The sequence below is a fragment of the Catenulispora pinistramenti genome, from assembly GCF_018274385.1.
GTDB classification, from domain to species: Bacteria; Actinomycetota; Actinomycetes; order Streptomycetales; family Catenulisporaceae; genus Catenulispora; species Catenulispora pinistramenti.
Genome location: NZ_JAAFYZ010000233.1, coordinates 1 through 16,695 on the forward strand (window position 1 = coordinate 1; position 16,695 = coordinate 16,695).

At 70.9% G+C, this 16,695-nt stretch carries 19 protein-coding genes and 1 pseudogene; 11 read left to right on the forward strand and 9 right to left on the reverse strand.

Annotation, left to right across the window (positions count from 1 at the left end):
* The 6 genes and pseudogenes from KGQ19_RS40360 to KGQ19_RS40385 form a co-directional block, all read left to right on the forward strand.
* Positions 1-367 (forward strand): annotated as a pseudogene (locus tag KGQ19_RS40360) (hypothetical protein); the annotation flags it as partial.
* Entirely contained in the window at positions 364-795 is a 432-nt protein-coding gene (locus tag KGQ19_RS40365; RefSeq protein WP_194899097.1) for a roadblock/LC7 domain-containing protein, read from the forward strand. The pseudogene KGQ19_RS40360 and the gene KGQ19_RS40365, both read left to right, overlap by 4 nt.
* Positions 792-1,163 carry a DUF742 domain-containing protein gene (locus tag KGQ19_RS40370; RefSeq protein ID WP_194899096.1) on the forward strand — a complete coding sequence of 124 codons (372 nt, stop codon included), beginning with the start codon at positions 792-794 and terminating at the stop codon, positions 1,161-1,163. Before KGQ19_RS40365 ends, KGQ19_RS40370 begins: the two co-directional genes overlap by 4 nt.
* The gene (locus tag KGQ19_RS40375) at positions 1,144-1,779 is read left to right on the forward strand and encodes a GTP-binding protein (protein ID WP_212019376.1); all 636 of its coding nucleotides are present in this window, start codon (positions 1,144-1,146) and stop codon (positions 1,777-1,779) included. Before KGQ19_RS40370 ends, KGQ19_RS40375 begins: the two co-directional genes overlap by 20 nt.
* On the forward strand, positions 1,776-2,744 hold the full coding sequence (locus KGQ19_RS40380; RefSeq protein ID WP_212019378.1) for a GAF domain-containing protein: 969 nt from the start codon (positions 1,776-1,778) through the stop codon (positions 2,742-2,744). Before KGQ19_RS40375 ends, KGQ19_RS40380 begins: the two co-directional genes overlap by 4 nt.
* Before the next feature lie 166 nt (positions 2,745-2,910).
* The gene (locus tag KGQ19_RS40385; protein ID WP_230420200.1) at positions 2,911-4,113 is read left to right on the forward strand and encodes an acyl-CoA dehydrogenase family protein; all 1,203 of its coding nucleotides are present in this window, start codon (positions 2,911-2,913) and stop codon (positions 4,111-4,113) included.
* A gap of 47 nt (positions 4,114-4,160) precedes the next feature.
* Here the strand turns inward: KGQ19_RS40385 and KGQ19_RS40390 are convergent, their stop codons facing one another.
* The gene (locus tag KGQ19_RS40390) at positions 4,161-4,850 is read right to left on the reverse strand and encodes a hypothetical protein (RefSeq protein WP_212019382.1); all 690 of its coding nucleotides are present in this window, start codon (positions 4,848-4,850) and stop codon (positions 4,161-4,163) included.
* A 190-nt stretch (positions 4,851-5,040) separates the two neighbouring features.
* On the opposite strand from KGQ19_RS40390, the gene KGQ19_RS40395 reads away from it, so the two are divergent.
* Positions 5,041-6,003 carry a LysR family transcriptional regulator gene (locus KGQ19_RS40395; RefSeq protein ID WP_212019384.1) on the forward strand — a complete coding sequence of 321 codons (963 nt, stop codon included), beginning with the start codon at positions 5,041-5,043 and terminating at the stop codon, positions 6,001-6,003.
* A gap of 10 nt (positions 6,004-6,013) precedes the next feature.
* On the opposite strand, the gene KGQ19_RS40400 is transcribed toward KGQ19_RS40395, so the two are convergent.
* The 3 genes from KGQ19_RS40400 to KGQ19_RS40410 all read right to left on the reverse strand — a co-directional run bounded on the left by KGQ19_RS40400 (position 6,014) and on the right by KGQ19_RS40410 (position 8,332).
* Entirely contained in the window at positions 6,014-6,601 is a 588-nt protein-coding gene (locus tag KGQ19_RS40400; protein ID WP_194899091.1) for a suppressor of fused domain protein, read from the reverse strand.
* A 57-nt stretch (positions 6,602-6,658) separates the two neighbouring features.
* A complete protein-coding gene (locus tag KGQ19_RS40405; RefSeq protein ID WP_212019386.1) occupies positions 6,659-7,495 on the reverse strand; it encodes a nuclear transport factor 2 family protein in 837 nt (278 codons plus the stop codon).
* 99 nt (positions 7,496-7,594) lie between these two features.
* On the reverse strand, positions 7,595-8,332 hold the full coding sequence (locus tag KGQ19_RS40410; protein ID WP_212019388.1) for an ArsR/SmtB family transcription factor: 738 nt from the start codon (positions 8,330-8,332) through the stop codon (positions 7,595-7,597).
* A 63-nt stretch (positions 8,333-8,395) separates the two neighbouring features.
* On the opposite strand from KGQ19_RS40410, the gene KGQ19_RS40415 reads away from it, so the two are divergent.
* The gene (locus KGQ19_RS40415) at positions 8,396-8,818 is read left to right on the forward strand and encodes a GNAT family N-acetyltransferase (protein ID WP_212019390.1); all 423 of its coding nucleotides are present in this window, start codon (positions 8,396-8,398) and stop codon (positions 8,816-8,818) included.
* A 104-nt stretch (positions 8,819-8,922) separates the two neighbouring features.
* Here KGQ19_RS40415 and KGQ19_RS40420 read toward each other — a convergent pair whose 3' ends face one another.
* The gene (locus KGQ19_RS40420; protein WP_212019392.1) at positions 8,923-9,528 is read right to left on the reverse strand and encodes a hypothetical protein; all 606 of its coding nucleotides are present in this window, start codon (positions 9,526-9,528) and stop codon (positions 8,923-8,925) included.
* Positions 9,529-9,668: 140 nt separating this feature from the next.
* Positions 9,669-10,667, reverse strand: coding sequence for a LysR family transcriptional regulator (locus tag KGQ19_RS40425; RefSeq protein ID WP_212019394.1), 999 nt, complete (start codon positions 10,665-10,667; stop codon positions 9,669-9,671).
* Positions 10,668-10,817: 150 nt separating this feature from the next.
* Here KGQ19_RS40425 and KGQ19_RS40430 point away from each other — a divergent pair, with 150 nt between their 5' ends.
* Complete coding sequence (locus tag KGQ19_RS40430) at positions 10,818-11,738, forward strand: zinc-binding dehydrogenase (protein WP_212019395.1); 921 nt, start codon at positions 10,818-10,820, stop codon at positions 11,736-11,738.
* Between the two features lie 58 nt (positions 11,739-11,796).
* Entirely contained in the window at positions 11,797-12,276 is a 480-nt protein-coding gene (locus tag KGQ19_RS40435; protein ID WP_212019397.1) for a nuclear transport factor 2 family protein, read from the forward strand.
* A 6-nt stretch (positions 12,277-12,282) separates the two neighbouring features.
* On the opposite strand, the gene KGQ19_RS40440 is transcribed toward KGQ19_RS40435, so the two are convergent.
* Genes KGQ19_RS40440 through KGQ19_RS40450 form a run of 3 tightly spaced genes read right to left on the reverse strand, consistent with a single transcriptional unit; the run spans position 12,283 to position 15,267 of the window.
* Positions 12,283-12,702, reverse strand: coding sequence for a VOC family protein (locus KGQ19_RS40440; protein ID WP_212019399.1), 420 nt, complete (start codon positions 12,700-12,702; stop codon positions 12,283-12,285).
* 5 nt (positions 12,703-12,707) lie between these two features.
* Positions 12,708-13,676 (reverse strand): helix-turn-helix domain-containing protein, encoded by a 969-nt coding sequence (locus KGQ19_RS40445; RefSeq protein WP_212019401.1) that lies wholly within the window; start codon positions 13,674-13,676, stop codon positions 12,708-12,710.
* Positions 13,677-13,725: 49 nt separating this feature from the next.
* Positions 13,726-15,267, reverse strand: coding sequence for a serine/threonine-protein kinase (locus KGQ19_RS40450; RefSeq protein WP_212019403.1), 1,542 nt, complete (start codon positions 15,265-15,267; stop codon positions 13,726-13,728).
* Between the two features lie 115 nt (positions 15,268-15,382).
* Between KGQ19_RS40450 and KGQ19_RS40455 the strand changes: the two genes are divergently transcribed.
* The gene (locus KGQ19_RS40455) at positions 15,383-15,643 is read left to right on the forward strand and encodes a helix-turn-helix domain-containing protein (RefSeq protein ID WP_212019405.1); all 261 of its coding nucleotides are present in this window, start codon (positions 15,383-15,385) and stop codon (positions 15,641-15,643) included.
* Positions 15,644-16,695: the final 1,052 nt, after the last annotated feature.

Below are 16,695 nucleotides of genomic sequence, written 5' to 3' on the forward strand. Positions count from 1 at the left end.
GCCGTCCTCCGCGCCCTCCACCGCCGGCCAGTACCCCCCAGGCGCCGGCGGCGCCGTTCCGCCGTGGTCCCGCTCCGGCGAGCCGCAGACGCCCCCCGGCGGCGATCCCGCCGGCGACTCCGGCCTGCTGCCCGACGGCCGTCCGCAACTGCGGCGCCGCACCCCCCAGGGCCACATCTCGGCACGCCTGATCCAGGCCGAGGACCAGCAGAACCAGCACGGCACCGGCGCCCTGTCGCCGACGATGATGTCGGACTTCTGGCAAGGCCTTTCCGCGGGCACCGCACCGACCGATCCCCCGGCGGCCGGACCGGATCCTTCGCAGCACGATCGCACCACCGCGAACCGTCAGGAGTGGAACCAGTGAGCAACCAGACCGAAGAGAATCTGAGCTGGCTGATCAACCGGATGCTGCAGAGCATCCCGGCCGCCCGCAGCGTGCTACTGATGTCGACGGACGGTTTGGTCCGCGCGTACACCACCGGTCTGCACAAGGACGAGGCCGACACCCTGGCCGCCGCCGAGAGCGGCATGTGGGGCATCGTCACCGCGATCGGCCAGACGGTCCGGGCCGGCGGGGTGCGCCAGGTGGTGGTGGAGTTGGACGGCGCCTTCCTGTGCATCGGCGCGGCCGGCCCCGGCACCTGCATAGGCGTGCTGGCCGACCGCGAGGCCGACCCGCGGCAGATCGGGTTCGAGATGCAGCGCTGCGTCACCGCCGTCACCCGGGAGCTGGGCACCGCCCCGCGTGGCGCCGCGGACGGCCCGGTGGCAGCGGCCCGGGCCCGGTCGTGAGCCGAGGCGATCCCGAGGCCTTCGTCGACTCGGCGGCCGGGCGGCTGATCCGGCCCTACGCGGTCGCCGGCGGCCGCACCGCGCCGAACGAGGACTTCCACCTGGTGACCTACGTGGTGGCCACCGGCCGGGCCCTGGGAGACCTGGGCCCGGACCACGACGACATCCTGAGCCTGTGCGACCGCCCGATCTCGGTCGCCGAGGTCTCGGCGCTGTCCGGGCTCCCGTTGGCCGTGACCAAGATCCTGCTGTCCGACCTGCTCGGCTGGCGTGCCATAGACACCCGTGCCCCGGTGCCCGTCTTCGAACGCGCGCGGCCGAGCACAGACCTTCTGGAGAAGGTGCTGGATGCCCTCTACAAGCTCTGACCGTGCTGTCGACAATCTGCCCGGCGGCCTCAAACTGCTGATAGCCGGCGGCTTCGGCGTCGGCAAGACCACGCTGGTCGGGGCGGTCTCGGAGATCGCGCCGCTGAAGACCGAGGCGACGATCACCGAGGCTTCCGTCGGCGTCGACGACATCGCGCTGACCGGTGGCAAGACCACCACCACCGTGGCGCTGGACTTCGGCCGAGTAAGCATCGCCAACGAGTACGTGCTCTTCCTGTTCGGGCTGCCCGGCCAGGAGCGCTTCTGGTTCATGTGGGACCAGTTGTGCATCGGCGCGCTCGGGGTCATCGTGCTGGTCGACACCCGGCGCATCGAGGACTCCTTCGAGGCTGTCGACTACTTCGAGCGCACCGGGATCCCGTTCCTGGTCGCGGTCAACGAGTTCGAGGGCGCACAGTTCTCGTACACCGGTACCGAGGTGCGTGAGGCGCTGCAACTGCGCCCCGACGTCCCGGTCGTGATGTGCGACGCCCGGTCGCGCACCTCGGCCGTGAACGTCCTGATCGCGTTGGTCAAGCATCTGCAGACCATCGACTACCGGACCGTCCGGCCCGCCGCCCCCGAGCTGGCCGCGCATGAAGGAAGCTACATATGACAGACCGCGACGACTTCCAGACCCCAGCCCTGCGGCTGGGCCGGCCGGCGCCCTCCGACGCCTCCGCGCGGGCGGCCCGCCAGCGCGAGCTGGGCCTGGCCAACACCCCGGACTCAGTGTTCGACGAGGTCGCGCGCAAGGCGGCCGAGGCCACCGGTGCCACCGCGGCGATGGTCAACCTGGTCGGCGAGAGCGGCCAGTACTTCGTGGGCCTGTACGGCAAGGAACCGGCCAGCGGGGACCCGGCGTTCCTGGGCGAGCCGGGCCGGTTCATGGACATGGACCAGGGATTCTGCGTGCACGTCGTGGGCCGCAAGGCCGCGCTGACGCTGGACGACGTCTTCGAGTTCTCCCGCTTCCGCGGCAACCCGGTGGTGGACGAGCTGGGTGTGCGCAGCTACATCGGCGTGCCGCTGATCGACGACGACGGAACGGTGATCGGCACCGTGTGCGCGATCGATCCGGCCCCACGCAGTGAATCCGAGGGCAATTCCTGGGGCAACGACGGCCTCCAGGTCCTCAAAGCCGCGCGCGATGAGGTGCTGGCCGAAATCAGCGGTCGGCAGAAAATCGCCGGAGTGCTGGAGGGTGCCGGCGGCACCGCGATGATCGCCGCCCGGCCGAATCTGGAGGTGCTGTACGCGAACTCCTTGCACGATCAGCTCTTCGGCGCCGTGGAGATGCTGGGCACGCCGGCCCCGGAAGCGTTCCCGCACTTGGCGCCGGTCGGCATCCTGGCGATCATCGACCACCTGGAGCGCGGCGGCGAGCCGTCGGCCACCGCCGCGATCCCCCTGAACGAGCCCGCGACCGGAACGGTGGTCTTCGCCGCGGTCCCGGTCCGGGTGCCCGGTCACGCCACCGCGGTGCTCACTCTGGGGCTGCGGGACAGCGACGGAGCAACCGTGCTGAGCCGGGCCAAGGCGCTCGCCTCGGACATCGGGGAGCTTACGGACACGATCTGATTCACAGGAGTAACACCTACCCCCGACGGGCACGGCATAGGCGAGCCAGGACGCTGTATTGCGAAGCGGTGATCACGTGATAGGTATGAGTGCGCGCGCTCTGCGATCTCTATCGAGCCCGCGCGGAACGCCGTAACCGGTGAGGAGAGAGTCGGTGTCAGCACTCATGAACCAGGTCTTCACCAACGACCGGCATGAGGCCGTGCGGGAGGAGGTCCGGGCTTTCGCCGAACAGCAGGTGCTCCCGCGCGTGGCGCGGATGGAGGACACGCGCGAGGTCGACCACGAGCTGTCCACGGCGATCGCCCGGCGGGGCTGGATCGGCGCGACCATCCCGGTCGAGTACGGCGGGATGGAACTGGGACACCTGGGCAAGACGATCATCATCGAGGAGCTGGCGCGGGTCTCGGCGGCGATGGGCGCCATGGTGCAGGCCTCGCAGCTCGGCGTGGCCAAGATCCTGCACTTCGGCACCGAGGCGCAGCGCCGAAGATGGCTGCCGCCGATCGCCACCGGCCACTGCCTGCCGACCATCGCGGTCACCGAGCCGGAGTCCGGCGGGCACGTGCTGGGGATGTCCGGCAGCGCCGTCCGCGACGGCGACCACTACGTTTTGAACGGTCGAAAAGTCTTCGTCGGCAACTCGCACGTCGGCCACGTGCACGGGGTGGTGGTCCGCACCGGCCCCGGATCCAAGGGCCTGAGCGCCTTCCTGGTCGAGTACGACCGGCCCGGCGTCCGCCTGGAGCCGCTGGCCCCGACGATGGGCCTGCACGGTTTCAGCTTCGGCGAGATCGTCATGGAGAACTGCCGAATACCCGTGGAGAACCGACTCGGACACGAGGGCGAGGGGCTGGACGTGGCCTACTCGTCCAGCACGCTTTACGGGCGCCCCAACCTCACGGCCGTGGCCCTGGGCATCCAGCAGGCCATCGTCGAGGACACGGTGGCCTACTGCCAGCAGCGCCGGCTCTACGACGCGCCGATCCACGAGATCTCCTCGATCAAGGTCCGGCTCGGCGACATGCAGTCCCGGCTGATGACCGCGCGCCTGGCCGCGTACCACGCCGTGTACCTGCTGGACCAGGGGCTGCCCTGTGACACGGAGCTGATGAACGCCAAGCTCATCAACGTCGAGTACGCGATCGACTCGGCGCGCGCGGCGATGGACATCATCGGCGCCCGCGGCCTGCAGACCCGGTACCGGATCGAGCGGTACCTGCGCGACGCCTACCACGTGCTCGCGCCGGCCGGCACGGCCGACATCCAGCGGCTGCGCCTGGCCGAGGCGGCGCTGAACGTCGACCGCGGCCAGTGGTCGGCGCGGTTCTCCAAGGAGGTCCGGGTCCGGGATTCCGGTCTGGTGTAAGGGAATCCGCTTCTCAGGCTTGTGGACCGAGCCTGATGAAGCCTAGGTCAGGACTTGTGCTCGACCTGGTCCCGCAGCTGTTGCATGACCTTGCCCATCACTTCCGGGCCGGTGCCGAACACCATCTTCTGCTGGTCCGGCTTGGGGTAGTAGGTGACGCTGCCCATGGTGGTGGCCGTCATCCAGACACAGGCCGTGGACTCGGCGGCCAGTCCTCCGGACTGCACCATGGTGGAGGTGCAGCCGGCCGAGCCGCCGTGCGTTCCCGGGTCGTACAGCACATGGTTCTCCACGAGATGATCGCCGGTGCCGTCGGTGGTGTACTTCGGGCCGGCGCTGAAGACGGGCTTCAGTTTGCCGGGGTCGAACCCGCTGCCGTTGTAGCCGGCGAAGATGACGTAGACATCATGGGTGGGGTCGTCGTAGACGGCGATGACCTGAGATCCCGAGACGCCCAGCTCGCCCGCGGTGGTCGCGAGCCCAGACTGGATCTTGGCCAGGCTCGCGGCCTGGGGCTGGATCTGCGCGAAGCCGAATACGGACTTCGGCGCGCTCAGCACCCAGCCGCTGCCGTTCCCCGCACTGTTCCCGCCATTGCCTCCGGTGCCGTTGCCGTCACTGCCATTCGTGATCCCGGTCGTCGTTCCGGCGGTCGTTCCCTGGCCGCCCGAGCCGGATGCCGTGCTCGGGGCGCCGTTCGCGGCCGTCGTGTTTCCAGTGGTGTTCTGGCTCGGCACCCCAAGCGAGCCAAGGGCGCCGCTGGTGCCCGATGAGGAGCTGCACCCCGCGAGGGCGGCAGCACTAATGCCTATGATCCCGACGAACGGGATAAAAGATATCCGCGTCATAGCCGTCAGACTCGCATAGCGCGGTCCGGCACGGCGCTGAGATTTGCTAAGCGGCACATGTAGTGGCGCTAATGGGTTCATGGACTTGGACCCCCGCCGCCTGCTCCTGCTCCAGGCGATATCGGAGACGAACAGCCTGGCCCAGGCCGCCCGCCGACTCGGCCACACGCCCTCGGCGGTGTCCCAGCAACTCGCGAAGCTGGAGCGGGAGGCCGGCACCGCGCTGGTGGACCGGGGCGTGGGCCGCTTGGAGCTGACCGAGGCCGGCCGCATCCTGGCCCGCGCCGGCGGCCGCATCGGCGACTCGCTGGCCGACGCCGAGCGCGAGCTGCTGGCGCTGACCGGCAGCGCCACCGGACCGATCACGATCGCCATGCCGCCCGGCGAGACGGTGGAGGTGGTGGCCGGCGCCGTCGCGCTGCTGGCCGAGCACCACCCGGATCTGCGGCCGATCCTCGTCGAGGCCGAGCAGGCCGAGGGACTGCGGATGCTGCGGGCCCAGAGTGTGGACGTCGCGATCATCATCGACGACCGCGACACGGCGGTCCCGCTGCCACCCGGCTACGTCTCGCAAGTGATCATGGAGGACGAGTACCGCATCGCGATCCCGTCCGGCTGGGAGCTCCCGGCCACTCCCGCCGACCTGTCCGGCCGGCCCTGGATCGGCGCCCCGCCCGCCTCGGCCCGTGGCCGCTGCTTCCGGCGCCTGGCCGACCTGCACGGCATCGTCCCGGCCGGCGAGCACATCGCCGTCAGCCTGAGCACCTTGCAGACCATGGCCGCGGCCGGCCTCGGCGCCTGCATCGCCCCCTGGTACTACGCCGACTGGCTCAGGAACTGCACAGTCCTGGACCTCCCGGTCCCCGGCGGCTTCATCGCCCGCGTGATCCGCCGCGCCACCCCCGCCGCCGAAGCCGTCCGCAACGCCGTGTCGGAGAGCGCGCGGACGCGTGCGGAGCAGCTGGTGGAGCGGGGCATCCACAAGCGGGACATCCGCATCAAGCGGCTGCCGGACCCCGGCGACGCCGCGGAGACGGAATAGTCCGGGCCGCTCAGGCGCCTGCCGGATCCGGCGCCGTGAACACGTTCCGTGACTCGATCAGGTTCCCGGCGAAGGTCATCGGCGGCATGGTCGCGGCGGCGGCCCGCTCCTGCTCGGTGATCGGCACCACCGTTATCACCCGCACCTTGCCCTCGCAGGTGTCGAGCCAGTCCGGGGTGTCGGTCAGCAACGGCCCGGCCAGGAACACCGCGGGGCAGCCGGGGAACGTCGGGAAGTCGTGCTCGAACCCGACGATCTGGGCCCAGCTCACCGCCCGCCCGGTCTTCCACGGGTACACGGCCAGATTCGCCAGCTGCATCGCGATCTGCCGCTCGTCCGGCTCGGCCAGCGCCCCGGTACGCGACAGCCACAACTCGGCGCGCCCGCCTTCCCCGCCCTCCGGTGCGGGCATCGGCGCCGAGGCCATCCCGACCGTCACGAACGTGGTCAGACCGCTCGGATCCACGGGCCGGTAGACGAAGACGTCGAGCCGCGCGATCGGGCCCGGGCCGTCGTCGAACGTGATCGAGGCGGCGGCGTCCCCGCGTCTTTCCATCAGGGTTCTGTAAACGTCGCGCAGGACCGGAGGTGCAGACATGCAGTGAACCTACACCCGGGCCCGGGCTGTGACTCCCGGCTCCGGCGAGTCAGGGTTCTACCAGCGGACCTGCATGGCGCTGCGCAGCATGGTCGCCTGCGCGAAGTCCTGCACCGTCCGCTGGTTGGCCGCGGCGATCTTCTGAATGATCTGCTGCAGCTCGGCGGGCCGGGGCGTGATCAGGCCCCTGATGAGGTGGCTGACCTGACCCTGCCGGAGCATCCACACTTCGTAGTAGGTGATGTCCAGGGCCCCGCCCCGGCTGCCGACGCCGGCCGTCGCCTCCAGACACAACGCGTGCGGTGCCTCGACGAACCGCGACACCGTCTTCAGTGTCGACCGCATGCCGCTGGCCCAGAACCTGTGCACCGCGCCCACGAGCTGGTCCCGGCCGTAGACGACGTTGCCCACGTTGGAGAACCTGACGTCCGGGGTGTACACCCCGGACAGGGCGTTCGGATCTTGGGCGTTGGTGGCGCTCCAGTAGCGCTGGTAGACGTCCTGTCCCTGCGTGGGTCCGGTGGGCTGGGGCAGCGGCGACAGCGCGCGCGGCGCGATGCTTCCGTTGGCATGAAAGCGGATCAGGCCGCCGTCCATCACGAACACGTCGTAGCCGAACACCTGCGCGTAGGCGGTGGACTGCACCGACTCCACGCAGAAGGAGTCGCCGAGATCGACGAAGCTCTCCACTCCCGAGGTGGCGACCGGTCCGGCCACGGCGAACAGCTGCTCCAGCGTGCCGGCGATCTGCTCCACGCCGGTCAGCACCTGCCCGGTCGCCGTCGAGACCTGGACCGCGTCCGGATGGAACATGGCGCGCAGCGCCGCCACGTCTCCCGCGGCCAGCGCCGCACACCACCGATGGTGGAACATCTGGGCCGAACTCAGCTGCATGATCCCTCCCGACCGCCGACCGCCGACCGTTTTTCTTCAGGCCGTATCCCTTATCCCTTCAGGCTGACACGGCCGCGGTCGAGGGAGTGAGGGTATTTGCTACCTGCCCCGTGTAGCGCTGCTAACGATCGGCAGGCCGAGGTGGTCGTGCAGGGCCTGGCGGCCGAGCGGGGTCACGCGCAGCGCGCGGGTCGTGCCGACGCGCGTGACCCAGTCGGCGGCGAGCGCGTGGCCGCACAACGCGCCGCCGACCACGCCGGCCAGATGCGTGCGGCGCTCGGTCCAGTCCAGGCACGCGCGCACCGGCGGGCGTCGCGAGGCGGGCAGCACGATGCCGACGTCGGCGAACCAGGCCGCGCCCCGGTCCGTCAGCGCCGCGGCGGCCGGCTGCCCGGTGTCCCAGACCAGCAATCCGCGCTCCACCATCGCGTCCTTGATCTCCAGCGCCACCGCACCGGCCAGGTGGTCGTAGCACAGCCGGGCGTCCAGCAGCGCCTGCTGCCGGGTGGCGACGGTCAGCGACCGAGGCCGGACCGGCTGCCGCGGCGCCAACTCGGCCAGGACCTCGAGCAGCTCGAAGACCCGCCGGTCGGCGATGCGCAGATAGCGGTGCCGGCCGTGCCGTTCGTCGGCCAGCAGCCCGCCGCCGACGAGCAGGTTCAGATGCGAGGTCGCGGTCGACTGCGTGACCCCGGCATACCGGGCCAGCTCGCCGGCCGTCCAGGCCCGGCCGTCGAGCAGCGCCAGGCAGAACGCGGCCCGCGTCCCGTCGGCGAGCAACCGCGCCACCGCGGCCAGGTCCACCCCCACGTCCCGGCCCACCCGCTGATCATCCATGCCTCGATTGTCGCCGATGTCGCTTCGACCGCTGTCAAAGCATCCCCGTCCTAGCGTGCCGACATGCACCTCACGCACCTCACCGACGTCCCCACCCCGGCCGACATCGCGACCCTCTCCGCCGCGCTGGACCGCTTCAACGTCGAAGCGACCGGCATCGATGATCGCCGACCCCTGGCCGTCCTGATCCGCGATCCCGAGTCCCGCGAACCGATCGGCGGCCTGTCTGGACGGACATCTCTCGGCCTGTTCTTCGTCGACCTCTTCTACCTACCGCCCGCCCTGCGCGGCAACGGCCTCGGCGCCGCGATCCTCCGCGAGGCCGAGAAAGAGGCCCGCGCCCGCGGCTGCCGCGCCGCGGTTCTCTACACGATCAGCTTCCAGGCCCCCGACTTCTATCGGAAGCAGGGCTGGACGGTGTTCGGCGAGGTGCCCTGCGATCCGCCGGGGACCAGCCGGGTCTTTCTGCGCAAGGAGCTGGTGTGACCGGGGTGTAGTCGCGATACGGTCGCGGCAAAGACGGCCGGCCGCCGTGGCATCCACGACGACCGGCCTGCGCACTGCCTATCGTTTCACCGGCTGTCGCCGGGTCACTGGTTCTGTTGATTCTGCTGGTCCTGCTGGGTCTGTTGGTCGGAGTAGTCCTGCTGCCCCGACTGCTGCCGCCGAGACGCCTGCTGGCCCGCCATCTGCTGGTCGTCCGTCATCTGCTGATCCGGGTCGGGCTCCATGCCGCGCATGCCGCTCTGGTTCTGGTCGAACTGCTGGAAGTTCTGATCCTGCTGGCCGCTCTGACCGCCCTGACCGCTCTGGCTGTCCTGGTAGCCCTGGTTGCCTTGGCCGCTCTGGCTCTGGCCACCCTGCATCTGGCCGCCCTGGCTCTGACCGGTCTGGCCCTGGCCGCTCTGGTAGCCCTGGTCGCCCTGGCCACTCTGGCCGCCGAACTGCGGAGCCTGTCCGGACATGTCGCCGCTCTGGTAGCCCTGGAAACCGGGCTGGTCCTGGGCGTCCAGATGCTGCTGGTAGTCACCGTTCTGCAGCTTCTGCGGATCGATCCCCATCTGCTGCAAGGTGTCCGCGTGCTGCTGGGGGTCGATCTGACCGCCCATCTGCTGCAGCTGCTGGGCCGCCTGCTGGTGGTCGCCGCCGAGCTGGCCGACGAGGTTCGCGATCTGGTTCGGGTCGTAGTCGGGCATGATCGTGCCTCCTTCCCGTCATCGAGCCGGACGGCTCTGTTGCAGCGAAACACGCTCTGGCCCGGCCCGCACCCCGCGCCACCGCCCCGCGTCCCCCGAATGGGCGCCTCCTCGCCAGTGGTATTTCCCTTAACCGGTAATCAATTACTTGAATCTTCTGAGGTGCTTGATGTGACTGAGACCTCTGAGACGTCGCCCGCCGGCAACCAGTCCCGCCCCGGCCGGTATTCCAGCCACCGGCTCCGTCCGCCGAGTTCGGCGAACGCCCGCAGCAGCGGCTCGACGCCCGGATGCGGATCCGCCGCCCGCCACAGCAGCGACCACGCGTACAACGGCGTCGGCTCGACGAGCGGAAGGGACCGGACGTGCGCGCGGTCCGGTAGCTCCAGATCCGCCGGTACCAGGGCGAAGCGCGTCGGGTCGGCCGCCACCTGCTCCAGGAAATGGCCGATCCCGAGGTTCGCCGTGCCGGCCTCCGCGCTGATATCGAAGTGCTCTGCGAACCGCCGGTAGAAGTCCAGCCGTTCCAGCGCGGCCGGGCTCCACAGAACGCTGTCCCGCAGCTCGTCGGGCCGCGCCTCGAAGCGGTCGGCCAACCGGTGCCGGTCGCCGACCACGACGTCCACCGGCTCCAGCCGGACCAGCCGGTGTGCGTACCCGGCCAGCTCGGCGCCCTGCCCCCCGTCGGCCCCGTGCACCCGCCCGAAGCCGACGTCCGTCGCCGTCCGAGCCAGCGCGTCCAGCACGCCGGGCAGGTCGCGCCCGGGCCCGGTCTCGACGGAGACGGCGACCGCCCGCGCCAGGTGGTCGATCACCGGCGCCAGGGTCCGCATCGGCGCGAACAGATGGCCCCAGTAGTCGATCCGCAGCGGACGCTCGACGTGCCGCGCCGCGGCCACCGCGCGATCGCCCTGGGCCAGCGTCTGCCGCGCCGGCTCCAGAAACCGGCGGCCGGCCTCGGTCAGCTCGACGGCATGCCCGCCGCGCAGGAACAGCTGCACCCCCAACTCGCTCTCCAGGCGCGCGATGCGCTTGGACAGCGCCTGCTGGCTCACCGCGAGCTGCTCGGCGGCCTGCCCGAAGTGCAGCCGGTCCGCGGTGGCGACGAACGCCCGCACCTGGGCCAGGTCAAGATCCATGCCTCCACCTTGGCCCACCACCGGCGGTTGTCGAAACCGGCGGTGCGGTTGTTGGACCGGCCCGGCACCCCGGTGGTCATCTTGATCTCGCAGCCGGAAACCCGAGCTGCCGGAGCTGAAATCAGCCACACCCCGAAGGAAGGGATCGCCATGAAGGCCATGACCGCCACCGGCCGGACCGACCGGTCCGTGGAACTCACCGTCGTCGCCGAACCCCGGCCGCGCCCGAACGAAGCGCTGGTCAAGGTCGAGGCGTACTCCGTCAACCGCGGCGAGACCTTCCAGCTGGAGACGCCGCGCCCGGATTGGCGCCCCGGCAAGGACATCGCCGGCCTCGTGGTCCAGGCGGCGGCCGACGGCACCGGCCCCGCGGTCGGCACCCGTGTCGTCGGCCACCCCCCGCAGGGCGGCTGGGCCGAGTACGTCGCGGTCCCGACCGACTCGCTGGCCGAGCTGCCGGACGGGGTCCCGGCCGCCATCGCCGCCGCCCTGCCGCTGGCCGGCCTCACCGCGCTGCGCCTGTTGCGGGTGGCCGGATCTGTCACCGGTCGCAGCATCCTGATCACCGGGGCGTCCGGCGGCGTCGGCCACTACTTCGTGGAACTCGCGGCCGCCGCCGGTCTGGAGATCACCGCGGTCAGCTCCTCGCCCGAACGCGGCGCCCGGCTCCGGGAACTCGGTGCGGCCCGCGTCGTCCCGAGGATCGAGGACGCCGTCGGCCCCTTCGACGTGGTCCTGGAATCCACCGGCGGCCCGAACCTGCCGAAGGCCCTGGCCAAGCTGGCCCGCCGCGGCACGCTGATCTGGTTCGGCCAGGCCAGCCGCCAGCCGGTGACCCTCGACTTCTTCGACTTCTTCGCCGGCCCGGAATCGGCGACCATCCGGCACTTCCACTACGCCGACTCGGATGCCTCCTACGCCGAGGACCTTCAGACCCTGGTCCGCCTGGTGGCCGGCGACCGCCTGCACCCCGAGGTCGGCCTGGTCGCCGACTGGACGGAGACCGCCGAGGTGCTGACCCGGCTGCGGGATCGGGGCGTGCGCGGCAACGCGGTCCTCACCGTAGCTTGATCAAACCCCGGCCCACCGAACAAAGTACAGAGCCGAAACCTGACAAAGGAGCATCGCGATGAGCACCACCACTGCCAACACCATCACTGCCAACACCATCACTGCCAACACCATCACTGCCGACACCACCACCCTCACCGACCCGAAGTCCGTCGTCGTCCGCTACGTGGAAGCCGTCCGCGACGGCGACGCGCAGACGATCGCCGACAGCTTCGCCGAGGACGCCACCTGGCTCTACCCGGGCAACCTGCCGATCTCCCGCCTCTGGGAGGGCCGTGACGCGATCATCAACGACTTCCTCGGCGGTATGGGCGCCTACCTCGACACCTCGGCGCCGGTGGTCATCGAGCTGGTCAACGCCTTCGCCGACGGCGACCAGGTGCTGGCCGAGTGGACCTCCAAGGCGACCGCGGCCGGCGGTGCCGCGTACGACAACCGCTGCGCGGGCGTGTTCACCGTCCGGGACGGGAAGATCACGTCGGTGCGGGAGTACGCGGACACCCGTCACGTCGCCGACGTGCTCTTCCCAGAGGCCTGATCCACCTCACTCGCCCGGGAGCGGATGCCCCCGATACGTCCCGAACGACCACCGGTTCCCCTCCGGGTCCCGGACCTGGAAGTCCCGCGACCCGTACTCGGTCTCGTACACCTCCTGCACGATCTCGGCCCCGCCGGCCTTGGCCCGGGCGAACAGCTCGTCCGGGTGGTCGGTCACCACGTAGGCGCCGAACTGGCCGGGGGGCAGCGCCCAGTGGTCGCCGCCGTCGGAGGGCTTGACCGAACCGAGCATGATGCCGCCGCCCTCGGGCCAGGCCAGCTCGGCATGGTGCACCTGGTCGCCGTCCCGGTAGACGACGGTCTCCCGGAAGCCGAAGGCCTCGGTGAGGAAACGGATCAGGGCCGGTGCGTCGGTCGCCCGCAGGGTGGGCCACACCTGCGGGGCGGGCGTCGTCTCAGTGGTCATGGCGGTCACTGCTCCTTCGTGGTCGTTCCCCCTGGTCCTTCGTCTTCAGGACGGTTCCAGGTTCCCTCGCCGGGTACGGCGCCGGATTGGATATTTCGGAACTCCTCGGCCAGCCAGGCCACCGGCGGGCAGCCGGCCAGGGCGTTGAACTCCCGGTCCAGGTGCGCCTGGTCGTAGTAGCCGGCGTCCACGGCGAGGCCGGCCAGCCCCAGCCCGCGTCGGCGGCCGGCGTCCGGCCACACCTCGACCGGACCGCGCCGGGCCCGGTCCGCGAGCCGCCGCCGGACCCGATCGAACCGGATCACCCGGGCCGCGGCCTTCGGCGTCAGCCCGAACTCGGCGCTGAAGCGGCCCGACAGGCGGCGCGCGCTCCACCCGAGTTCCGAGGCCAGATCGGCGATCGGCACTGTGCCGTTCGAGCGGCGCAGCAGCCGCCAGGCGTGGGTCAACTCGGCGGGGATCGCGGTGACCACCGACTTCGCGGCCCGCTTCGCCAACCAGTCGTCCACCACGGCGAACCGCCCCAGCCAGTCCTTCGCCGCCCTGAGCCGTTCCTGGGCCAGGACGATGTCCCGGCCCAGCACGTCATCGGCGGACACGTCGATCTCGGCGAGTTCCCCGGCCGGAATCCCCAGCAGGGCCCGCGCCCCCAGCGGATCCAACGCGATCTGCACACCGGACTGCCGGCCGTCGTGGCCGATCAGCGCCGGGGCGGTGTGCAGCCCGCCGAGCAGCAGCCGGAAGTCACCGGGCACCTGGCCCGGGTCGGGGTGCGCGAGCACGGTGAGCGGATCATCGAGGGTGAGGATGAGCGTCAGGTACGGCGAGGGCAGCCCGCGGTGCCGCCCCGCCGGGACGCCCGCCTGCCGGTAGCCCGAATACCAGCCGACCATGGGGCGCAGCGCGATTCCGGGCGGCTCGCGGACCGATTCGTCGACCGGCCCGCCGCCCCCGGGTTCGGATTCGGGCTGCACGCCCCCATTCTTACCGGCCTGATGGGGTTCGGCGCGGTGAGTGGCGGCATCAGTTCTTGCTCAGCAGCCCGGTCAGCTCGTTCTGCTGGCCGGGCACGGCCGGGGCGGCCCCGACGAGGGCGACGGTGATCGTGGCGGGCGAGGACAGCGTGTAGACCTGCTTGATCGGTGAGGTGGTCGCGCAGGCCGGGCCACCAGTGGAGGGCCCTGATATCAGGTCCAGCTGGGTGCTCGTGGCGGACTCGAAGTCATTGGTGAAGGAGCATGTGGTGCCGTCGACCGTGACCGAGGCCTGCCCGGTGCCGTCGTTGCCCTGCGCCTGCCGGATGGTCACGTGGAAGGGGAACGTCGTGTACTGGGACTGTCCGGGCAGGGATATGGAGCCGGACCAGCTGCCGAGGAATGCGCTGGGGATCTGGCCCGCAGCGCTCGACGTCGGCGTCGGCGGTGCCGCGGCGGATCCTGGCGAATCGCCGTGGCCGCGAGTCGCCAGGACCACCACGCCGCCGATCACCACCGCGGCCGTCGCGATCGCCACGACCGGTAGCAGCCGTCGATTGCGTCGGCGTTCCGGTCCCGGCGCGTATCCCGAGATCGTCACCGGCGGACCGGGCACGGTCATCGGTATCGGCCCCGGCCCGGGAGGTGCCCCCGGCATCGTGGCGGTGAAACCGTCCTGCGGCCCCGTCCGCGGGCTGTCGAAGTCCAGGACCTGTGCGGCCAGCCGCGCCACCGCGTCCGCGATCGCCGGCGGCAGCCAGCCGGACTGTTCGGCCGACGGCCCCACCGCGTTCAGGTGCTCCCGGAGCTCGGCGAGCTGTGGCCGGCGGGCCGGATCCTTGGCCAGACAAGCCAAAACGATCCCGCGCAGCGGCTCCGGGACGCCGGTCAGGTCCGGCTCCTCATGCAGTACCCGATACAGCAGCACCGGTGCGCCGACGTCCCCGCCGAACGGCGCGCGGCCGGTGGCGGCGAAGGCGAGTACCGCGCCGAGCGCGAACACGTCGCTCGCCGGCCCCGCCTGCTGCCCGGCGGCCTGCTCGGGGGAGACGTAGCCCGGCGAGCCGATCAGCATGCCGGTACCGGTCAGCGCGGCGGCTTCGCCGTCCAGCGCGCGGGCGATGCCGAAGTCGATCAGCCGTGGCCCGTCCGGGGCGAGCAGGACGTTCGGCGGCTTCACATCCCGGTGCACCAGACCGAGTCCGTGCACGGTCTGCAAGGCTTCAGCCAGGCCGGTGCCGAGTGCGCGGAGCGTGGTCGGCGGCAGCGGTCCGAAGGTGTCGACCGCACTGCGCAGATCGGGCCCGGCGACGTAGCCGGTCGCGACCCACGGCAGCGGCCCGTCGGTGTCGGCGTCCAGCACCGGCACCGACCAGCGGCCGCCGACCCGGCGCGCGGCCTGGACCTCGTACCGGAACCGGTGGCGGAAGTTCTCGTCGGCGGCGTATTCGGCGCGGACCAGCTTGACGGCCACGGTCCGGCCGCCAGGCGTGCGTCCGAGGTAGACCTGGCCCATGCCGCCCCCGCCGAGCCGGGCCAGCAGGCGGTAGGCGCCGACCTGGCGCGGGTCCCGCGGGCTCAGTGGCTCCATCTTCCATCGCCCTCCCCAGCTCGCCGTCCCGCCGACGACCGCCAGACTCGCACAGCAGCTCGCCCCCGACAGGGGAGCATTGCTAATCCATCCTTGTAGCCCCGCTAATGGACCCATGGATCTGGACCCACGCCGCCTGCTACTGCTGCAGGCGAAATCCGAGACGGAGAGCCTGTCCCAGGCCGCGCGCCGCCTCGGGCACACCCCGTCGGCGGTATCGCAGCAGCTTGCGAAACTCGAGCGGGAGGCCGGGATCGCCCTGGTGGACCGGGCCCCGGGCCGCCTCGAACTCACCGCGGCCGGACAGATCCTGCCCGAGCCGGGCAGCGGATCGGGGCCTGCGTCGCCGACGCCGAACACGAACTGTCGCAGCTGACCGGCACCGTCACCGGCCCGGTCGCGGTCGGCGTGCCGTCCGGCGGCACCGTGATGCTGGCCGCCGCCGCGGTCCGCCTGCTCGCCGGCCGGCACCCGGACCTTCGCCCGAAGGCCGGGGGCTGGAGTTTGTGGGCCGGGTTGCGGTTGGGCTGTGGGTTTTAAATGCTTTTACGGCCTTCGGTCATGGTTGTGCCGGTTCGGGGTTCGGGGCGGTGGGTGTGTTTGTCGGCTGCCGGTTCGCGCGTTCACAACCCCGCCCCACCTCAGGCCTCTTCAACTCCAGCAAGTCAGAGCAAGGGCACAAGCAAGGTCAAGAACTGTGATGAAGGGCCGGGCCTCCGGCGGGCCTCGGCAACCTCAGGGAAACTAGCGCGGTTCCCTCGGGTGGCTGGGTCAGGGCTCAGCGGCTGCGGTTTGTGGGGTGGTGCGGTCCGTTCCCCTCGGTCGCGTCGTCAGCCCGGGGGGTACAGCACCGGTGTCCGGGGGTAAAGTCCGCGCGCGGCGGTTGGGCGTGTGAGCTGCGGTTTCGTACAGCGCGAACTTGACCCCCGGCCACCGGCACTGTAGGCGAAGCCCTGCCGACGCGACCGAGGGGAACGAACCGAAAACCAGCCGGAAGAATGGCAATCGCAGGGAACGACAACGCGGGTCGGCGATGCGGCTGCCGGTGAGGGTGTGGCGGCGGGCCGGTAGTCGGTTGGTCGAGAACATGCCCGGGTGCGGTAGGCGGCATGCCTTGGTGGCCAGGTCTATCTGTCATCCGGCGGTGGCCATCTTGGCGGCCAGGCGAGCCCGCGCCCACACCTGTGCCCGCGCCCGCCAGCCCAGCATGCCCACCCTCGGGACTGCCGCGCCGCCGTTACCCTGACCGGCGGCCGAATTCGGCGAGTCGCCGGTACCGAACCACTGGGCTTTGCCATTCTTCCGGCTGGTTTTCGGTTCGTTCCCCTCGGTCGCGTCGGCAGGGCTTCGCCTACAGTGCCGGTGGCCAATGCCGCGTAGTTAAGGTTTTGGTGGGGGTGTCAAGGTGGTGTGGCGGTGTAGGTGCCG